Genomic DNA, 18,837 nt, shown 5'->3' with positions numbered 1-18,837 from the left:
CTCCGATCATGCTTGTCGCCGCCGCTGTGTGCCCCTGTCCGCCGCTCCTCGTGCCCGAGGTCGCCGCGGGTGCCGCGCCCGAGCTGGACGCGGCCCGGACCGCGTGCACGGACGCGCTCGGGGTGCTCGCCGCCGCCCGGCCCGATCTGCTGGTGGTCCTCGGACCGGCCGAGCGGAGCGGGCGCGGTACGCATCCGGAGGGCACGGCGGGTTCCTTCCGCGGCTTCGGCGTGGAGCTCGACGTCAGGCTGGGCGCGGGCATGATCCCCTCGGCTCCGGGCGCGGACACGATCCCCTCGGCTCCGGGCGCGGGCGCCGCGTCCGGGCGGGTGCTTCCGCCCTCCCTCGCCGTGGCCGCGTGGCTGCTGGAACGCACCGGTTGGGCGGACGCCCCGATCGAGGGACTCGGCGTGGGGGAACCTCTGGCCGCCGAGCGGTGTACTGAAGTCGGAAGGGAAATCGCCGCGCGGGCCGAGCGCGTGGCGCTGCTGGTGATGGGGGACGCCAGCGCCTGTCGCACGCTCAAGTCACCCGGCTACCTCGACGAGCGTGCGGCACCCTTCGACGCGGAGGTCGCACGGGCGCTGGGGGCGGCGGACGTGGCGGCCCTCGAAGCGCTCGACGCCGAGCTGGCGTACGAGCTCAAGGTGTCCGGGCGGGCCCCCTGGCAGGTCCTCGCGGGCGCGGCCGAGGGGGCGGGCCTCGGCGGGCGGCTCCTGTACGAGGACGCGCCCTACGGTGTGGGGTACCTGGTCGCGACCTGGTCCTGACCACCCCGGAGACGGCGGACGGCCGGGAGGCTCAGGCCCCGCGGCCGTCCGCCGGTGTGCCGTTCAGGAAGTGGGCGGCGGTGAGGACGGGGGCGTGGTCGTGCCGCCACCCGTGCCGTCGTCCTTGTGTGCGAGTCGGTCCATGGCGTCCTTGGCCTTGCCCGTGCCCGTCTGGATCTTGTCGCTGTACTTGCCCTTGGTCTTCTCGTCGACGACCTTCGCGGCCTTGTCGAGACCGTGCTGGATCTTGTCCCCGTGCTGCTGCGCGAGGCCGGACACCTTGTCCTTGGCCGGGCTGAGTTTGGCTTTCAAATTGTCCAGGAGACCCATCGTTCACCTTCCCGCGCGGGGCAGTTACGTGCGGGCGCCCTCGCCGGCCTCGCTGTCGGCCGCTTCCTCGGCGGACTGCTGCTTGGGAATGTCGACGCCTTCGGCGGCACCGGCATCGACGGCCTCCGTCGCCGTCGGCTCTGCCGTGTCCCCGGCGTCGGTCGCGGCGGTGGTCTCCGCCTCGGCCGACTCCTTCGCCTCTGCCGCCTGCTCCGCCTCGGCTTCGGCCGTCGGTGCGGCGGCCCCTGCCTCGGCGGTTGACGCCTCCTCCGCAGCCTTTGACCTCCGGAGAAGTCGTGCGAAAACGCCCATATCCACTCCATACGTTACTCGTGCGGGCGAAATCCCGCGTTGCCCGGTGCGTCCGTTTGCGTCACCCGGTGCGCCGCCCCTCGAAACCGGCGGCGAAAATCTCGCAACAGGCAACGACCCCGTACGCGTGCCGTCACGTAACTCGTTCGAGGCCATGCCCCGACGTTTGCGAGACTGGGACAGTGAGCAGCGCACCCCCCGCCCCCCGCGTCATCGCCGTCGTCGGACCGACCGCGGCCGGAAAGTCCGATCTGGGCGTCTTCCTGGCCCGACGTCTCGGCGGTGAGGTCGTCAACGCCGACTCCATGCAGCTGTACCGAGGGATGGACATCGGCACCGCCAAACTGACGCCCGAGGAGCGCGACGGCGTCCCGCACCACCTTCTGGACATCTGGGACGTGACCGTCACGGCCTCCGTCGCCGAGTACCAGCGCATCGCGCGCGAGCGCATCGACGCGCTGCTCGCCGAGGGACGCTGGCCGGTCCTGGTTGGCGGCTCGGGGCTGTACGTCCGTGGCGCGGTCGACAACCTGGAGTTCCCCGGCACCGACCCCGAGGTCAGGGCCCGCCTGGAGGAGGAGCTCACGCTCCGCGGCTCCGGCGCCCTGCACGCGCGCCTGGCCGCCGCCGACCCCGAGGCCGGTCAGGCGATCCTGCCCAGCAACGGTCGCCGGATCGTCCGGGCCCTGGAGGTCATCGAGATCACCGGCAAGCCCTTCACCGCCAACCTCCCCGGCCACGACTCGGTCTACGACACCCTCCAGATCGGCGTGGACGTCGCCCGCCCCGAGCTCGACGAGCGCATCGCGCGCCGGGTCGACCGGATGTGGGACGCGGGCCTGGTGGACGAGGTGCGGGCGCTGGAGGCGCACGGGTTGCGCGAGGGGCGTACGGCCTCGCGCGCGCTCGGGTATCAGCAGGTGCTCGCGGCGCTCGCCGGGGAGTGCACGATCGAGGAAGCGCGGGACGAGACCGTCCGTGCCACGAAGCGCTTCGCGCGCCGCCAGGATTCATGGTTCAGGCGCGATCCGCGGGTGCACTGGTTGAGTGGGGCTGCGGCGGATCTCACAGAACTTCCGCAGCTGGCGCTGGCGTTGGTCGAACGACCGGTCACAGCCTGATCACGTCCTGGCATCGGGACGCTCAGGCCGTCATCCGGCCCTCCGGCGCCGTGCCATCATCGAGCTTCGATCGACCAAGTGGAGTCCGAGTTGGGAGGGCGCGTGGCGATGGAGGCCGGCCCTCGCGACACCGCACAAGACACCGAGCCCCTCACCGCAGACGGCGGTGAACCGGAGCAGGATGGGGACCGTCTGAGCCCCGACGGGCCCGACGACACCCAAGGCGGTGTGACCGCCGACGGTCCCGAGCCCGAGGAGATGTTCGCGGGCGGACCGGAGGTCGAGGTCGAGCTGCGCCCGCAGCGCCGGATGCGCATCTGGCAGCTCGCGCCCATCGTCGCCCTGGCCGCGGTCGGCTCCCTGATGTTCGCCTTCCCGCTGGCCTTCGACTTCGGCGACAGCGGGGCCGTGATCGCCATGCTGGGCCTGCTGATCTGCTCCTGCGCGGCAGGGTGGGGCATGATGGCCGCCCGCCGGGTCGGTTACACGTGGCCCGGGCTGCCGCAGCGGGGCTCCGGGCGGCGTCCCGACTGGCGTGTGGTGCTGCTGTACGTCGTGGTCGTGGCCGCGGTGATCGCGCTGGCCGTGTTCCGCGTGGCCCGGCTGCGCTGAACCTCCACGCGCGCGTGGCGTGACGTGCGTACGCGTGCGACGCCGTACGGCCACGTACGCGTGCGACGCTGTACGGCCGTCCGTGACCCGGTGTCGTACCCACCCCGTACGATCGAGGAATGAGCACGCGGATCGCCTTCCTCAAGGGCCACGGCACCGAGAACGACTTCGTGATCGTCCCGGACCCCGAGAACGTCATCGACCTCCCCCCGGCCGCCGTCGCCGCCCTGTGCGACCGCCGTGCCGGCATCGGCGGTGACGGCCTGCTGCACGTGGTGCGATCCGCCGCCCATCCGGAGGCGCAGGACATGGCCGCCGAGGCGGAGTGGTTCATGGACTACCGCAACGGCGACGGCTCCGTCGCGGAGATGTGCGGCAACGGCGTACGCGTCTTCGCGCGCTACCTCCAGCACGCCGGACACATCACCGAGGGTGACCTGGCCGTGGCCACGCGCGGGGGCGTGAAGACCGTGCACCTCGCGAAGGACGGTGACGTCACCGTCGGCATGGGCACGGCCCGGCTCCCCGAAGGGGACGTCACCGTGAGCGTCGGCGAGCGCAGCTGGCCCGCGCGGAACGTGAACATGGGCAACCCGCACGCCGTGGCCTTCGTGGACGACCTCGCCCACGCGGGCAACCTTTACTCCCCGCCGCCCTTCAGCCCGGCCGCCGCCTACCCGGACGGGGTCAATGTGGAGTTCGTCGTCGACCGTGGCCCCCGTCACGTCGCCCTGCGCGTGCATGAGCGCGGCTCCGGCGAGACCCGGTCCTGCGGCACGGGTGCGTGCGCCGTCGCCGTGGCCACCGCCCGCAGGGACGGAACCGACCCGGCCGTGACCGGGACGCCGGTGACCTACACCGTCGATGTGCCCGGCGGCACCCTCGTGATCACCGAGCGGCCCGACGGCGAGATCGAGATGACCGGTCCCGCGGTGATCGTCGCAGAGGGCGAGATCGAATCGGAATGGCTGGAAAACGCGGTCCGCTGAGCGCGCGAATCATGGGTTCGGCGACTTCGGACGTTGGGATCCGCAGCTCCAGGTGTCCGCGGCGATTCGAAACGACGGAGAACCGCAGGTCAGCTGGCGCGAAATCGTAAACCTCGGAACCGTCGCTCGAATGGGTGATCCGTTTCACGCTCGACGAGAGGCGGTCAGCCGCGCGTGGTGGGCTCGGTAGCATCAAGCACCGGCCCGGACGGGGGATTGATGCCATCCCCTGAGCCGTGTCCGCCCTGGGGCACCCCGTCCGCCGGTTAACGCAGCCGGAGGTGCCCATGAGTGCGGAGGCCACGAACCCCGCGACCCCAGGTCCGGTAACAGGACCTGCGGCCCGCTGGCGGGCGCGGATCGACCTGCGCCGCCTGGGCCGCGCCGCCCTGCTCGGCCCGGCCGCCCGCGACCGGCTGCCCGACGCCATCGGCCACGTCGCGGAGGCCCACCGCGCCCATCATCCCGACGCCGACCTCGAAGCGCTGCGCCGCGCGTACGTCCTGGCCGAGTCCTCGCACCGCGGCCAGATGCGCAAGAGCGGTGAGCCGTACATCACACACCCGCTCGCCGTGACCCTGATCCTCGCCGAACTCGGCGCCGAGACCACGACTTTGACGGCGTCTCTGCTCCACGACACGGTCGAGGACACCGATGTGACGCTCGATCAGGTGCGGGAGCAGTTCGGCGAGGAGGTCCGCTTCCTCGTCGACGGTGTGACGAAGCTGGAGAAGGTCGACTACGGCGCCGCCGCCGAGCCCGAGACCTTCCGCAAGATGCTCGTCGCCACCGGCAACGACGTCCGGGTGATGTCGATCAAACTCGCCGACCGGCTGCACAACATGCGCACCCTCGGCGTGATGCGCCCCGAGAAACAGGCGCGCATCGCCAAGGTCACCCGCGACGTCCTCATCCCGCTCGCCGAACGGCTCGGTGTCCAGGCGCTCAAGACCGAACTGGAAGACCTGGTCTTCGCGATCCTGCACCCCGAGGAGTACGAGCACACAAGGGAGTTGATCGTCGACAACGCCTCCCGCGCGGACGACCCCCTCGCGGAGATCGCCGACGAGGTGCGCGGTGTCCTGCGCGACGCGGACATCCAGGCCGAAGTCGTCATCCGTCCCCGGCACTTCGTCTCCGTGCACCGCGTCTCCCGCAAGCGCGGCCGGCTGCGCGGCGCCGACTTCGGTCGGCTGCTGGTGCTGGTCAACGAGGACGCCGACTGTTACGGCGTACTCGGCGAGCTGCACACCTGTCTGACGCCCGTCGTCTCGGAGTTCAAGGACTTCATCGCCGTACCGAAGTTCAACCTGTACCAGTCGCTGCACACCGCGGTCGCCCGCGGCGACGGCCAGGTCGCCGAAGTCCTCATCCGCACCCACCAGATGCACAAGGTCGCCGAGGCCGGCGTCGTCGCGCTCGCCAATCCCTACGCTCCTCCATCGGAGGAGTCCGCCGACGGCGAGCGCGAGGACCCCACACGTCCCGGCTGGCTCTCCCGCCTCCTCGACTGGCAGGAGGCCGCACCCGACCCCGACACCTTCTGGTCCACCCTGCGCGAGGACCTTGCCCAGGACCGCGAGATCACCGTCTTCCGGCCCGACGGCGGCACCCTCGGTCTCCCCGAGGGGGCGACCTGTGTGGACGCCGCCTACGAGCAGTACGGCGAGGACGCGCACGCGTGCATCGGTGCCCGTGTCAACGGCCGGCTTGCGACGCTCAGCACCGTTCTGCGGGACGGCGACACCGTCCAGCTCCTCATGGGCCAGGACCCGGCCTCCGAGCCCTCCAGAGAGTGGCTGGAGCACGCGCACACGCCTGCCGCGCGGATCGCCATCCAGCGGTGGATCGCGACGCACCCGACGCATGAGGAGCCGAACGAGGCGTCGCACGAGGTCGAGGAGCGCGAGCCGGCGCCCCGGGCCGCCGCCGAAGCGCCGGTCGCGGACGGTCCGGCCGCCCGCCCGACCAGCGCCGACGTCCTCGTCGACCCGCCCGGTGCGACCGTACGGCTGGCCGGCTGCTGCACGCCCGTACCGCCCGACGACATCACCGGCTTCGCCGTGCGCGGGGGAGTGGTCACCGTGCACCGCGTCGGATGCGCCGCGGTGGCGCGTATGAAGGACGCGGGGCGCACGGAGGTCGACGTGCGCTGGGGTGACACCACGGAGTGCCGGGTCACGCTGTTCGCCGAATCGTTCGGCCGCCCCCATCTGCTCGCCGACCTCACCGAGGCCATGGCACTCGAAGGCGCGGAGATCGTCTCGGCGACCGTCGAACCCCCCACCCAGCAGCGCGTCCGCCACACCTATACGGTCCAGCTCCCGGACGCGGCACTGCTGCCCGCGCTCATGCGGGCGATGCGGAACGTCCCGGGTGTGTACGACGTGAGCCGGGCGCAGACGACGGGTGTGTGACCGGCTCGTCCTACCGAACAGCTACACGAATGCCGTCTCGGCGACTGCTACGCGAATGCCGTCTCGGCGAAGGAGCAGCCGCCGCGCTCGGCGTGGCCCAGGACGAGGCGGGACGAGAGACGGGGCGGCTGCCGTACGTACTGGCGGAAGCCGGGGGCGCGGAACGTGAGATCGAACGCCTGCCCCTCCATGTGCCAGAGCGGCACATCGGACCACCCGGGCCGGTCGTCCTGAGGTGTCAGCCGGTGCAGCGCGTCGATCTCCAGGTCCACGCCCAGGCCCTTGAAGTCGAGATCCCCTTCGAGATCCCAGACGTCGTCGAAGACGAGCGTCGACGGCGCGATCCAGAAGCTGAAGTACGTCTCCGGCGGGACCGGATGGACCCAGCGCGTGAGGTAGTCGAGATCGAACAGCAGGCGCGGCAGCACGTCATCGGTTCGCTGTACGTACATGCCGTGCACGGTGACGTCGTGCCACCCCATCTGCTCGAAATCGGCGTCGCTCCAGAGCGCCTTCGTGAGTCCGGATTCCTCGTGCACGTCCATGCCCGCATCCAACCAGGCCGTTACCCGTTCGGGTGGGCCGGGCGCGAGTCGTCGCCGCACGGCACGCGCGCGCTGGTAGCCGTGGTGCATGCTGCTCACCCCCCACGCCAGGAGCCCTCGCCGGCTGAAGGCGGCCGCGCTGCTCGCCTCCGCCGTCTCCGTCTGTCTCGTCGCCGCGAGCGCGCCCGCCGCCCCGCTGGGCGTCGGTGACCGCCTCTTCCCGCACCTGGGCAACCCCGGGTACGACGTGGCGTCGTACGACCTCTCCTTCACCTATCCCGGCTCCAACAGCAAGCCGCTTCAGGCCGTCACGACCATCGACGCCTGGACGACCACCGAACTGGACCGCATTAACCTCGACTTCGCCCACGGCAAGGTCGAGTCGGTCGAGGTGGACGGCGAGCCCGCCGCGTTCACCGGCGCCGGAGAGGACCTGGTCGTCACGCCCGAGGAACCGCTGCCCGACGGCAGTTGGATGCGGATCACCGTGAAGCACACCAGCGACCCCGTGTCCGGCGAGGACCGGGAGGGCGGCTGGGTGCGGACCACGGACGGGCTCGCCATGGCCAACCAGGCCGACGCCGCCCATCTGGTGTTCCCGTGCAACGACCACCCCTCCGACAAGGCGATGTTCACGATCCGGGTCACCGCGCCCAACGGCTACACCGCCGTCGCGAACGGCCTGCCGACCGGCGTGGACCGGGTCGCCGGCGAGACCACGTGGACGTACCGGACCCAACACCCCATGGCCACCGAGCTCGCCCAGGTGTCCATCGGCCGCTCCACCGTGCTGCACCGCACCGGCCCGCACGGACTGCCGATCCGAGACGTCGTGCCCACCAAGCACCGTGAGGCGCTCGAACCCTGGCTGGAGAAGACCCCCGACCAGATCTCCTGGATGGAGGGCAAGGTCGGCCGCTACCCCTTCGAGACGTACGGCCTCCTCATGGCCGACGCCGACACCGGCTTCGAACTCGAGACACAGACCCTCTCTCTCTTCGAGAGAGACCTGTTCACCGAGCCCGCCTACCCCAAGTGGTACGTCGAGTCGATCATGGTGCACGAACTGGCCCACCAGTGGTTCGGCGACAGCGTCAGCCCCCGCAACTGGTCCGACCTGTGGCTCAACGAGGGACACGCCACCTGGTACGAGGCCCTGTACGCCGAGGAGAAGGCCGACAAGCCCATGGAGACGCGGATGAAGGCCGCCTACGGCGCCTCCGACCGCTGGCGCGCCGCAGGCGGACCGCCGGCCGCGCCCAAGGCGCCGAACCCCGGCCAGAAGATCAGCATCTTCCGCCCCAACGTCTACGACGGCGCCGCGCTGATCCTCTACGCCCTGCGCGAGGAGATCGGCCGCCCGTCCTTCGAGGACCTGGAGCGGGCCTGGGTGAGCCGTCACGAGGACGGCGTCGCCACGACCGCCGACTTCGTCGCGCTCGCCCAGGAGATCTCGGGCCGCGACCTGGGGGGCTTCTTCCAGGACTGGCTCTACGGCGAGAAGACCCCGCCGATGCCGGGCCACCCGGACTGGAAGTCGGCCGCACCCAGTGGGGCAGCCGCGAAATAAGGCGATGACGAGACGGGCCGTGCCGTGCGACCATCTTCAGGTCGGCGCGGCACGGGACACGGGAATCTCCCGGAGTGCTCGTGCGTTGTCACCAGTGACGGCGGGCGAACCGGCATCCCCAACGACGTAAGGACCCAATGACCTCCTCTTCATCCCCTTCCCAGGACTCGCAGCGCTTCGCGCACACACACCCCGACGGTCTTCGGGCCGATGCCCTGATGGAAGAGGACGTCGCCTGGAGCCACGAGATCGACGGAGAGCGGGACGGCGACCAGTTCGACCGCTCCGAGCGCGCGGCCCTGCGCCGCGTGGCAGGCCTCTCCACCGAGCTCGAGGACGTCACCGAGGTCGAGTACCGCCAGCTCCGTCTGGAGCGGGTCGTGCTCGTCGGCGTCTGGACCACGGGGACCGCGCAGGACGCGGACAACTCCCTCGCGGAGCTCGCCGCCCTCGCGGAGACCGCCGGCGCGCTCGTGCTCGACGGCGTGATCCAGCGCCGCGACAAGCCCGACGCGGCCACCTACATCGGATCCGGCAAGGCCACCGAGCTCAGGGACATCGTCCTGGAGACCGGCGCCGACACGGTCATCTGCGACGGTGAGCTCAGCCCGGGCCAGCTCATCCATCTCGAAGACGTCGTCAAGGTCAAGGTCATCGACCGTACGGCCCTGATCCTCGACATCTTCGCCCAGCACGCCAAGTCCCGAGAGGGCAAGGCGCAGGTCGCGCTCGCGCAGATGCAGTACATGCTGCCGCGACTGCGCGGCTGGGGTCAGTCGCTGTCCCGTCAGATGGGCGGCGGCAAGGGCGGCGGCCTCGCCACCCGTGGTCCCGGTGAGACCAAGATCGAGACGGACCGGCGACGGATCCGCGAGAAGATGGCGAAGATGCGCCGGGAGATCGCGGACATGAAGACCGGCCGCGAGATCAAGCGCCAGGAACGCAAGCGCAACAAGGTGCCGTCCGTGGCCATCGCGGGCTACACCAACGCCGGCAAGTCCTCGCTGCTCAACCGCCTCACGGGCGCCGGTGTGCTGGTCGAGAACTCCCTGTTCGCGACCCTCGACCCGACCGTGCGCCGGGCCGAGACCCCGAGCGGACGGCTGTACACGCTGGCGGACACCGTCGGCTTCGTACGCCACCTGCCGCACCACCTGGTCGAGGCGTTCCGCTCCACCATGGAGGAGGTCGGCGAGTCCGACCTGATCCTGCACGTGGTGGACGGCTCGCACCCGAACCCGGAGGAGCAGCTGGCCGCCGTACGCGAGGTGATCACGGACGTGGGCGCCACGCGTGTGCCGGAGATCGTCGTGATCAACAAGGCCGACGCGGCGGACCCGCTGACGCTCCAGCGGCTGATGCGGATCGAGAAGCGCTCCATCGCGGTCTCGGCCCGTACCGGCCAGGGCATCGAGGAGTTGCTCGCCCTCATCGACAACGAGCTGCCGCGGCCGTCGGTCGAGGTCGAGGCGCTCGTGCCGTACACGCTCGGCAAGCTCGTCGCCCGCGCCCACACCGAGGGCGAGGTGATCTCCGAGGAGCACACCCCGGAGGGCACCCTGCTCAAGGTGCGGGTCCACGAGGAGCTGGCGGCGGATCTCGCGCCGTACGTTCCGGTGCCGGTATCGGTCGCCTGACGGCCGTAGCGTTTCAGGAACGCAGTGAAGGCCCGCCCCCTCCGCAGGGGGCGGGCCTTCATCATGTTCCGGTCACTGACCGCCGTACGTCTTGCTCATGCTCTGGTAGATCGCCTCGGCCTCCTGGCCCAGCTGCGGGCCGGCCAGCCAGGTGTTGTCGGCCGGGCCGATCGACGTGTTCGAGACCAGCTTGGTCTCGCCGTCCACCACCCGGAACCAGCCGCCGCCGGACGAACCGCCGGTCATCGTGCAGCCGATGCGGTACATCGTCGGCAGCGTCGTGCTGAGCGAGAGCCGTCCCGGCTGGTCGATGCACTTGAACATCTTCAGACCGTTGTACGGCGCCGCCTGCGGGTAGCCCCAGGCACCCATCTTGGCGACCTCGGTCGCGGACGGGGCGGAGAAGTCCACGTCCAGCGCGGCCCCGACCGTCTCCTCCAGCGACTTGGCACCGGACTCCGGCTTCACATGCAGCACCGAGTAGTCGTACGCGGCACCGGCACCGCCGGTCTCCGAGCCGCCGGCGATCCACTCGTTCGACGTCGACGCCCAGTCCGCCCACCACTGGCCGTACGGCGCGATCTCGGTGGCGTCGGAATTCGTCAGCTGCGCCTCGGACTTGCCGTAGTCGTTGTAGGCCGGGACGAACATGATGTTGCGGTACCAGCCGCCGCCGTCGCCCGCGTGCACGCAATGGCCTGCCGTCCACACCAGGTTGGACTTGCCCGGGTGGTTCACGTCCTTGACGACGGTGCCCGAGCAGACGGCCGCTCCCTCGGGAGTGTCGAAGAAGATCTTGCCGACCGGGGCCGCGTTCTCGTGGTATGGCGTCTTCTCGGCCGAGGCCTCGACGGGCGCCGGGTCCGGGTCGCTGACGCCCGCGTCGGCCGCCGCGTCCTTCGTCGAGTACGTCTTGTTGGCCTCCTTCGCGGACTTCATCCGCTCCGGCTTCCAGAGGCCCTCGATCACCGGGTTGACGAAGTCCTTGGCCTCACTGAGCCACTTGTCCTTGTCCCAGTCCTTCCAGGCGCCGTCCTTCCACTGGTCGACGTCGATGCCGTGCTCCTTGAGCCTGTCGGCGAGGTCGGCGGGGATCTGGACCTTGTCGTTGCCGCTGTCGGCGGCCTGGGACGCGGTGGCGTCCGGCTTGTCGCTCGCCGTGTCCGAGCCTTCGCAGGCGGTCGCGGTCAGCGCCAGGGCGGCGGCGAGACCGGTGACGGCGAGAGCGGTGCGTCGCCTGCGGCTCGGTGTCGCGGACGTACGTGTGGAACGCATGGTGCGGTAACCCCCGTTGGAACGTCTGTGTCATGTGCTTGTCAGCGCAAGAGGTCCGTCCGTGTGGATGCCTCTCCGCGTGACACCCCACTATGCCCGTGGAGTTGAGGGCGAACGGCGGTGAGCTGGTGAAGGTTCCCGGTCCACCTCACCGCCGCGAGCACTACTGACCGGCGAACTTGTCGCTGACCGAGTCGTACACGCCCTTGGCCACCTCCCCCAGCCGCGGTCCGGCCAGCCAGCCGGCGGTCACCGGGCCGATCGAGGTGTTGGACACCAGCGCGGGCTTGCCGTCCGAACCGGTCGCGACCCAGCCGCCGCCGGACGAGCCACCCGTCATGGTGCACCCGATGCGGTACATCGTCGGGTCCGAGGCGCTGAGCGAGAGCCGACCGGGCTTGTCCTGGCACTGGTACAGCGTCTGGCCGTCGAAGGGTTCCGCCGCCGGGTATCCGGTCGCCGTCATGTTCTGGATCTTCGTCGCGGCCGGAGCGTTGAAGTCCACCGGCAGAGCCGAACCGACCGTCTCCTCCAGGGACTTGCCGCTGCCGCCCTCCTCCGGGGTCACATGGAGCACGGAGAAGTCGTACGAGGCACCGTCACCGCCCGTCGTGCCGCCCTGCTCGATCCACTGGTCCGAGGTCTGCGCCCAGTCGCTCCACCACACGCCGTACGGAGCGACCTCCTCCCGGGAGGCACTCTCCAACTCCGCGGTGGCCAGGCCCTTGTCGTTGTACGACGGCACGAACGCGATGTTGCGGTACCAGCCGCCGCTCTTGCCCGCGTGGACACAGTGGCCCGCCGTCCACACCATGTTGGACTTGCCGGGGTTGGCCGGGTCCTGCACGACCGTTGCCGAGCAGACCATCTGTCCTTCGGGGGAGTCGAAGAACACCTTGCCCGCCTCGGGGACACTGTCGTGATACGTAGGCGACACGGCCTTCGCGTCCACCGGCGCCGGCTCCGGGTCGGTCACTCCCTGGTCACCGTCGAGGTCGCTGTCGTCGACTCCCTGGTCCGGCTCCTCGGCCTCCCGCATCCGGTCCGGGTCCCACAGGCCCTCGATGATCGGGTTGATGTAGTCCTCGGCCTCGCGCAGCCAGTCGTCCTTGCTCCAGTCCTTCCAGGCGCCGTCCTTCCACTTGTCGACGTCGATCCCGTGCTCCTTGAGCCGGTCCTTGATGTCGTCCGGGATGGTGATCTTCCCGTCGTCCGACGTGGCGGAGGCGGAGGACCCGCCGCCTGCCTCGGCGTCCCCCGAGTCGCAGGCGGTCGCGGTGAGCGCGAGCGCCGAGGCGAGAGCGACGGCGGCCAGCACGGGGGAGGTTCTGCGGCGCGCCCCCCTTTCCCGGTGGACGGTGGACAACGGCCGTATGGATCGCATGATCTGACTCCCCCTGAGGTGAACGAACTGGGCGCTGCGGCCGTGATCCCCACATCGACACCCCCGGCGGCTCTGGTCCGTCCGGTGCCGATCTCCTGTGGGCGCACGGCCTCTTGGAACGGCAACACACACTATGCGCTCGCTGTGGGGGACTCCCGACGGAACGGCAACGGTTCCGTCACGGCAAGGATCTTGAGGCAACCCGTAACCGGGTGAACCGTCCGGGGTTGGTAGCCGTGGGGCCTGCTGTCCGTGGGCGGTCCCCTGTGCCCGTGGTGCGACTTCGGCTCGCCCGTGGGCGTGGGACGACGGCGGGAGGGCAGCGAGACGTGGCCGAGTCTTCGTACGGCGGGTGCGTGTCCGAGGGGAGTCCGCGCCGACAGTCGGCACGCGAGTCGGCGGCGCGCACCTATGCGCGTGCCCTGCCGATCGTGCCCGTGCGGGCGCGCGGACTCACCATCGAGGGCGCGGACGGCCGACGCTACCTGGACTGTCTCTCCGGTGCGGGAACCTTGGCCCTCGGGCACAACCATCCCGTGGTGCTGGAGGCCATCCGCAAGGTCCTCGACTCGGGCGCGCCGCTGCACGCTCTCGACCTGGCGACCCCCGCCGAGGACGCTTTCGTCACCGAGCTGCTCCACACCCTGCCGGCCGGTCTCGCCGACCACGCACGCGTGCAGTTCTGCGGACCGGGCGGCACGGACGCGGTGGAGGCGGCCTTCAAGCTCGTGCGAGCAGCAGGGGGCACCGGCATGCTCGCCTTCACCGGCTCCCGCCACGGCATCACCACCACGGCCCTCGAAGCATCCGAGGAGGCGGCCGACGTCCGTGTCACACGGCTGCCCTATCCGCAGGACTACCGCTGCCCGTACGGTGTCGGCGGCACTCGCGGCGCGGAACTCGCGGCCCGCTGGACCGAGTCCCTCCTCGACGACCCCGAGTCGGGTGTCCCGGGTCCTGCCGGGATGATCGTCGAACCTGTACAGAGCGAAGGCGGAGTCATCCCCGCACCGGACGCCTGGATGCGGCGGATGCGGCAGATCACGGCGGCCCGCTCCATCCCCCTGATCGCCGACGAGATCCATACGGGTGTCGGTCGCACCGGCGCCTTCTGGGCGGTGGAGCACAGCGGCATCACCCCCGACGTGATGATCCTTTCCAAGGCCATCGGTGGCAGCCTGCCGCTTGCCGTCCTGGTCCACCGCGACGACCTCGCCCCCTTCGAACGCGCCGCGCCCACCGACACGTTCCGCGGCAACCAACTCGCCCTGGCCGCGGGCACCGCGACGCTCGCCTACGTCCGCGAGAACGGGCTCGCCGAGCGCGCCTCGGTGCTGGGAGCGCGGATGCTCAGCCGACTCCGGGATCTGGAACGACGGATTGCGTGTGTGGGGGAGGTACGGGGGCGGGGTTTGATGCTCGGGGTCGAACTGGTGGATCCCGAGACGGGGTCCGGGCCTGCCGAGGCCGATGCCGGCCGGTACGGGGCTACCGAGAGTGCGGCTACCGATCCCCATCCCGCTGCCCCCGAACTCGCCGCCGCCGTCCAGCGGGAGTGTCTGCGACGCGGCCTCATCGTCGAACTCGGCGGCCGCCACACGAGCGTCGTGCGCCTCCTCCCACCCCTGACCATCAGCGACGAGCAGGCGGACGCGGTGCTCGACCGGCTGTCCGACGCCGTGGAGACGTTGGCTCGCGGCCACACCTCGCACCGCCAGACGGACCCATCGGGTCACGCCGGCCTGGCCGCGCACCACCGTCACGGCGATCGCTCCGCACGCGTGGAACAGGCCGCCGGTCGATGACACGGGCGCGGCCGTGCCTCGTCCGAGCACCCATACACACATCGCCACTTGAACCAACCCCGACTCACTCCTCCAACTCCGGAACGGCATCACACCCCCACTCGACTCACCACCGACCGACGCACTCACAGACCCCGACATGACCCCGGCCTGCTCTCACGACCCAGAACCCGCTCACGAGGAACAGCCTTGAACAGCACCTCCGCACCCGACGGCCTGGTCCACCCACCCGCCCGAGGCGCCTGCGCCACGGAGACTCTCCGGCAGCCCGGTTCCGGGTCCGGGCCCGAGCCGGAGCCCGAGTCCGGACCGACGGCCGCTGCGGCCCCGCGCCCGCAGGAGCGGGTTCCGGAACAGGGACGGGGTCCACAGGAAGGGAAGGCTTCCGTCGGGGGCGACAGCCGAGGTCAGGAACGAGTTCCGGGCCATGTTCCTGGCCAGGGTGGGACCTCCACGCCGGGGAACCGCCAGAGCGTCGATCGGCTGTGGAGCACCGCCACGGAACCCCTGGACCATCCCGACCCGCACACCGCGGCCCAGGCCGCAGCCGTGGAGAACCTGCTCCGCTGCTGGGTGCGCGAAGCCGACCTCCCCGCTCCTGCCGACGGCACCCTCCGCATCCCCCTGCCCGCCAGCGGCACCGCTCTGCTGGCCCCCGTCCACTACTGGTCCCCAACAGGCTGGCACCGCTTCGGCACTGCCCGCCTGGCTGACGTTCCCCCACACTCCCCGCCCGTCGACGCCGTCACGGTCGCGGCACTGCTGACCAGGGAGACGTCGGGAGGAAGTCCCGAGGCCCGTGCCCAGGCCGCGGTCTCCAGCCCGGCCCCTCTCACTGGGTCAGCCGCGATCTCCAGCCCGGCCCCCTCCACTGGGCTGGCCGCTGTCACTGAGCCGGCCGCCGTCGCCTCCTCGGCAGGCCGAGCCACCTCCACGCCCAGGAACGGCACCGACGGCACCGACCTCGTCGCACGCGTCGCCGACTCCGTGCGCCGCACCGGCACCTTCATCGACGAGCGCAGAAGACATCCCTCCGACAAGGCCGATCTCTTCCTCGCCGCCGAACAGGCCCTGGTGCTCGGACACCCGCTGCACCCCGCCCCGAAGAGCCGTGAGGGTCTCTCCGAGGCCGAAGCGCCGCTCTACTCACCCGAGTTGCACGGTTCCTTCCCCCTCCACTGGATCGCCGTCGCTCCTTCCGTACTCGCCACCGACTCGGCCTGGACCGAACGCGGACGCCTCATCCCGGCGGCACAACTCACAGCACGCCTCGCGGGAAACGGACTGCCCCTGCCCGACGGTCACGCGGCTCTGCCGCTCCACCCCTGGCAGTTGCGCGAAGTCCGGCACCATCCCGCGACCGCGGCCCTGCTCGACGCCGGACTGCTCAGGGATCTCGGAGCACTCGGCTCCGCGTGGCACCCCACCTCCTCCGTCCGCACCGTGTACCGCACTGGTGCCCTCGCCATGCTCAAGCTCTCGCTGGGGCTGCGCATCACCAACTCCCGTCGCGAGAACCTCCGTAAGGAACTCCACCGAGGCGTCGAGGTCCACCGTCTTCTGCGCAGCGGGCTCGCCGAGCGGTGGCAGGCCGTTCACCCCGGCTTCGATATCGTCCGCGACCCGGCCTGGCTGGCCGTGGACGGGCCGGACGGCAGCCCTGTGCCGGGACTCGACGTGATGATCCGGCACAACCCCTTCCGTTCTACGGACGATGTCTCCTGCGTGGCCGGGCTCGTCTCGCCCAGGCCCTGCCCTCAGGCGGGCGGCACCGAGGGCGGTGGGACGGCCGACCCGCTGACCATGCGCTCCCGTCTCGCCGATGTCGTGACACGCCTCGCCGGCCGGACCGGTCGACCGCTGGGTGCCGTCGCCGCGGAGTGGTTCCTGCGCTATCTGGAGCAGGTCGTGCGTCCGGTGCTGTGGTTCGACGCGGAGGCGGGCATCGCCCTGGAGGCGCATCAGCAGAACACGCTGGTCCAACTGGACGGCGACGGCTGGCCCGTGGGCGGCCGCTACCGGGACAACCAGGGCTACTACTTCCGAGAGTCCCGACGCACGGAACTCGACGCCAGACTTCCCGGAATCGGCGAGTACAGCGACACATTCGTCTCCGACGAGGTGACCGACGAGCGCTTCGCGTACTACCTCGGCATCAACAACGTCCTCGGTCTCATCGGTGCCTTCGGCTCCCAGCGCCTCGCCGACGAACGTCTGCTGCTCGCCGCCTTCCGCCGCTTCCTGAGCGAGGCAGCCTCCGGACCTGCCCCGCTGCGCACCTCACTGCCTGCCCGCCTGCTCGACTCGCCCGTTCTTCGTTGCAAGGCCAACCTCCTGACCCGCCTGCATGGCCTCGATGAGCTCGTCGGTCCGGTCGACACCCAGTCCGTGTACGTCACCATCGCCAACCCCCTGCACTCGTGATCACCGTCGGGTATCGCGTCATCCCCGGCGCTCCTTCGTTCGTGATCACCGTCAACCCCCTTCATTCCTGAGGAACATGCCCCGACCCGTCTCCTGAGAGGAGCGTCGCCGTGTCTCCCACCGACGCGCGTGCCGACGCCGGTACCGTCCCCGTCACCGATGCCGGCACCTGTCCCAACCCCGGCCTGGACAACCGCCGCACCGCCGTCGATATCGGCCTGAGCGTCGCCGATGCCGACCCTGTGCGGGATGCCGATCGTGATCCCGTCCGGGGTGCCGATACCGATCCCGTCCGGGGTACTGACGCCGATCCAGCTTGGGGCTCGGACAGCGAGGACACCCTTGAGCTGCGCCTGCCCGACGAACTCCTCGCACTCATCGCGGACGAAGCCTCCGACAGCGGTGAGGAACGATGCGGTGAGGAACGATGCGGTGAGGAACGATGCGGTGAGGAACGATGCGGTGAGGAACGATGCGGTGAGGAACGGTGCGGCCGGCGCGGTGCGGCAGGGTCCGGCTCGACCACCCGGGCCTGCGGAGACCTCCTCGACGGTGTCGCCGACTGGGGACCTGTGGCCACACCCGTGGGGGAGTTGCACCTCGTCCCCGTACAGGCCGAACAGGACCTTCCGCTCATCAGCCGCTGGATGAACGACCCCGCCGTCGCGGAGTTCTGGCAACTGTCCGGCCCCCGGAGCCTGGCCGCGGACCACGTGCATGCCCAACTCGGCGGAGATGGCCGCAGCGTCCCCTGCCTCGGCGTCCTGGACGGCACGCCGATGAGCTACTGGGAGATCTACCGGGCCGACCTCGATCCCTTGGCCCGCCACTATCCCGCCCGACCTCATGACACGGGCATCCACCTTCTCATCGGTGCGGTCACGGACCGTGGCCGCGGTCTCGGCAGCGCACTGCTCCGAGCCGTCGCCGACCTCGCGCTCGACAAGCGCCCTGCCTGTGCCCGTGTCATCGCCGAACCCGCCATGCGAAACACCCCTTCCGTCTCCGCCTTCCTGAGCGCCGGCTTCCGGTTCTCCGCCGAGGTCGAGCTGCCCGACAAGCGGGCCGCCCTCATGGTCCGAGACCGATGCCTGCGCGATCTGATGTGACACAACGTCGCGGCAGTGTCACTTTTGGTACACCGCTCGTACCGGCTCGGTTCCCATTCGCGCCGCACATTCTTTGAGCCGATTCCGAGCCGATTCCGAGCCCATTCCGAGCTGGTTCCGGTCCGGTGGCAAGCCGGAGCGACATCGCTGTGGAGGGGAGGTGCTGGGCCGGGCCCTGGCCGGGTGTCCTGGGTCGGCGCTGGCCGCCTGTTCGCAGGTTCGCCTTCGACCGACACCGCTCGACCGGTCGCGCCCTGCGAGTCCGGGCCCTGCCGGTCCGCGCTCAGCCGGCCTGCTCTCAGTCGGCCCGCGGCCGACTGGTCAGCGCCTGACCGGTCTGCACCCGTCCGGTCCGTCCGGCCCGTCCGGTCCGCGGGCAACCGTCCGACTGGCTTGCGCACAGCCGACTGATCCCGCCCGAAACTGACTGATCCGGACCGCATCCGACGCACTTCTCTCGCACCCGAACCGACCCCACCTCAAAGTAGGCCAAGAGCGACCCCGAACCGCCTCATTCCGACCCCCGTCGAACCCATC

General features: G+C 70.5%; 15 protein-coding genes. 10 read left to right on the top strand and 5 right to left on the bottom strand.

Features of this window, described 5'->3' with window-relative positions; genetic code table 11:
- Positions 1–8 precede the first annotated feature (8 nt).
- Positions 9–770 carry a class III extradiol dioxygenase subunit B-like domain-containing protein gene (locus tag HLK59_RS20975; RefSeq protein ID WP_171143021.1) on the top strand — a complete coding sequence of 254 codons (762 nt, stop codon included), beginning with the start codon at positions 9–11 and terminating at the stop codon, positions 768–770.
- A gap of 63 nt (positions 771–833) precedes the next feature.
- On the opposite strand, the gene HLK59_RS20970 is transcribed toward HLK59_RS20975, so the two are convergent.
- Both HLK59_RS20970 and HLK59_RS20965 read right to left on the bottom strand, forming a co-directional pair.
- The gene (locus tag HLK59_RS20970) at positions 834–1,100 is read right to left on the bottom strand and encodes an antitoxin (protein ID WP_171143020.1); all 267 of its coding nucleotides are present in this window, start codon (positions 1,098–1,100) and stop codon (positions 834–836) included.
- A 24-nt stretch (positions 1,101–1,124) separates the two neighbouring features.
- Positions 1,125–1,412 (bottom strand): hypothetical protein, encoded by a 288-nt coding sequence (locus tag HLK59_RS20965; protein WP_171143019.1) that lies wholly within the window; start codon positions 1,410–1,412, stop codon positions 1,125–1,127.
- A 182-nt stretch (positions 1,413–1,594) separates the two neighbouring features.
- Here HLK59_RS20965 and miaA point away from each other — a divergent pair, with 182 nt between their 5' ends.
- The 4 genes from miaA (at position 1,595) to HLK59_RS20945 (ending at position 6,551) form a co-directional block, all read left to right on the top strand.
- Positions 1,595–2,533, top strand: a complete 939-nt coding sequence (gene miaA / locus HLK59_RS20960) for a tRNA (adenosine(37)-N6)-dimethylallyltransferase MiaA (RefSeq protein WP_171143018.1) — start codon at positions 1,595–1,597, stop codon at positions 2,531–2,533.
- Between the two features lie 108 nt (positions 2,534–2,641).
- Positions 2,642–3,145, top strand: a complete 504-nt coding sequence (locus HLK59_RS20955; RefSeq protein ID WP_171143051.1) for a hypothetical protein — start codon at positions 2,642–2,644, stop codon at positions 3,143–3,145.
- Positions 3,146–3,264: 119 nt separating this feature from the next.
- Positions 3,265–4,134: a diaminopimelate epimerase gene (gene dapF / locus HLK59_RS20950; protein WP_171143017.1), complete on the top strand. Its 870-nt coding sequence runs from the start codon at positions 3,265–3,267 to the stop codon at positions 4,132–4,134.
- A 287-nt stretch (positions 4,135–4,421) separates the two neighbouring features.
- On the top strand, positions 4,422–6,551 hold the full coding sequence (locus HLK59_RS20945; protein WP_171143016.1) for an HD domain-containing protein: 2,130 nt from the start codon (positions 4,422–4,424) through the stop codon (positions 6,549–6,551).
- A 47-nt stretch (positions 6,552–6,598) separates the two neighbouring features.
- Here HLK59_RS20945 and HLK59_RS20940 read toward each other — a convergent pair whose 3' ends face one another.
- Complete coding sequence (locus tag HLK59_RS20940; protein ID WP_171143015.1) at positions 6,599–7,096, bottom strand: hypothetical protein; 498 nt, start codon at positions 7,094–7,096, stop codon at positions 6,599–6,601.
- A gap of 88 nt (positions 7,097–7,184) precedes the next feature.
- Between HLK59_RS20940 and HLK59_RS20935 the strand changes: the two genes are divergently transcribed.
- Entirely contained in the window at positions 7,185–8,666 is a 1,482-nt protein-coding gene (locus HLK59_RS20935) for a M1 family metallopeptidase (protein WP_171143014.1), read from the top strand.
- 137 nt (positions 8,667–8,803) lie between these two features.
- Positions 8,804–10,303, top strand: a complete 1,500-nt coding sequence (gene hflX / locus HLK59_RS20930; RefSeq protein WP_171143013.1) for a GTPase HflX — start codon at positions 8,804–8,806, stop codon at positions 10,301–10,303.
- Positions 10,304–10,375: 72 nt separating this feature from the next.
- On the opposite strand, the gene HLK59_RS20925 is transcribed toward hflX, so the two are convergent.
- Together HLK59_RS20925 and HLK59_RS20920 are read right to left on the bottom strand one after the other, a co-directional pair.
- On the bottom strand, positions 10,376–11,578 hold the full coding sequence (locus HLK59_RS20925; protein WP_171143012.1) for a hypothetical protein: 1,203 nt from the start codon (positions 11,576–11,578) through the stop codon (positions 10,376–10,378).
- A 163-nt stretch (positions 11,579–11,741) separates the two neighbouring features.
- The gene (locus tag HLK59_RS20920) at positions 11,742–12,962 is read right to left on the bottom strand and encodes a hypothetical protein (protein WP_171143011.1); all 1,221 of its coding nucleotides are present in this window, start codon (positions 12,960–12,962) and stop codon (positions 11,742–11,744) included.
- A gap of 356 nt (positions 12,963–13,318) precedes the next feature.
- Between HLK59_RS20920 and HLK59_RS20915 the strand changes: the two genes are divergently transcribed.
- The 3 genes from HLK59_RS20915 (at position 13,319) to HLK59_RS20905 (ending at position 18,300) form a co-directional block, all read left to right on the top strand.
- Positions 13,319–14,767, top strand: a complete 1,449-nt coding sequence (locus HLK59_RS20915; RefSeq protein ID WP_346779784.1) for a diaminobutyrate--2-oxoglutarate transaminase family protein — start codon at positions 13,319–13,321, stop codon at positions 14,765–14,767.
- Positions 14,768–15,250: 483 nt separating this feature from the next.
- Complete coding sequence (locus tag HLK59_RS20910) at positions 15,251–17,191, top strand: IucA/IucC family protein (protein WP_171143050.1); 1,941 nt, start codon at positions 15,251–15,253, stop codon at positions 17,189–17,191.
- 347 nt (positions 17,192–17,538) lie between these two features.
- Complete coding sequence (locus HLK59_RS20905; protein WP_240982551.1) at positions 17,539–18,300, top strand: GNAT family N-acetyltransferase; 762 nt, start codon at positions 17,539–17,541, stop codon at positions 18,298–18,300.
- Positions 18,301–18,837: the final 537 nt, after the last annotated feature.

This window comes from Streptomyces sp. S3(2020), from assembly GCF_013044505.1.
Classification (GTDB): domain Bacteria; phylum Actinomycetota; class Actinomycetes; order Streptomycetales; family Streptomycetaceae; genus Streptomyces.
This window is presented reverse-complemented; position numbering and strand designations above follow the sequence as displayed.

What these genes read in the sequence shown, in the direction of transcription:
- HLK59_RS20925 (WP_171143012.1), bottom strand. Translation starts at nt 11,578, where the DNA reads ATGCGTTCCACACGTACGTCCGCGACACCGAGCCGCAGGCGACGCACC.
- HLK59_RS20955 (WP_171143051.1), top strand. Translation starts at nt 2,642, where the DNA reads ATGGAGGCCGGCCCTCGCGACACCGCACAAGACACCGAGCCCCTCACC.
- HLK59_RS20920 (WP_171143011.1), bottom strand. Translation starts at nt 12,962, where the DNA reads ATGCGATCCATACGGCCGTTGTCCACCGTCCACCGGGAAAGGGGGGCG.
- HLK59_RS20935 (WP_171143014.1), top strand. Translation starts at nt 7,185, where the DNA reads ATGCTGCTCACCCCCCACGCCAGGAGCCCTCGCCGGCTGAAGGCGGCC.
- HLK59_RS20940 (WP_171143015.1), bottom strand. Translation starts at nt 7,096, where the DNA reads ATGGACGTGCACGAGGAATCCGGACTCACGAAGGCGCTCTGGAGCGAC.
- HLK59_RS20965 (WP_171143019.1), bottom strand. Translation starts at nt 1,412, where the DNA reads ATGGGCGTTTTCGCACGACTTCTCCGGAGGTCAAAGGCTGCGGAGGAG.
- dapF (WP_171143017.1), top strand. Translation starts at nt 3,265, where the DNA reads ATGAGCACGCGGATCGCCTTCCTCAAGGGCCACGGCACCGAGAACGAC.
- HLK59_RS20975 (WP_171143021.1), top strand. Translation starts at nt 9, where the DNA reads ATGCTTGTCGCCGCCGCTGTGTGCCCCTGTCCGCCGCTCCTCGTGCCC.
- HLK59_RS20970 (WP_171143020.1), bottom strand. Translation starts at nt 1,100, where the DNA reads ATGGGTCTCCTGGACAATTTGAAAGCCAAACTCAGCCCGGCCAAGGAC.
- HLK59_RS20945 (WP_171143016.1), top strand. Translation starts at nt 4,422, where the DNA reads ATGAGTGCGGAGGCCACGAACCCCGCGACCCCAGGTCCGGTAACAGGA.
- hflX (WP_171143013.1), top strand. Translation starts at nt 8,804, where the DNA reads ATGACCTCCTCTTCATCCCCTTCCCAGGACTCGCAGCGCTTCGCGCAC.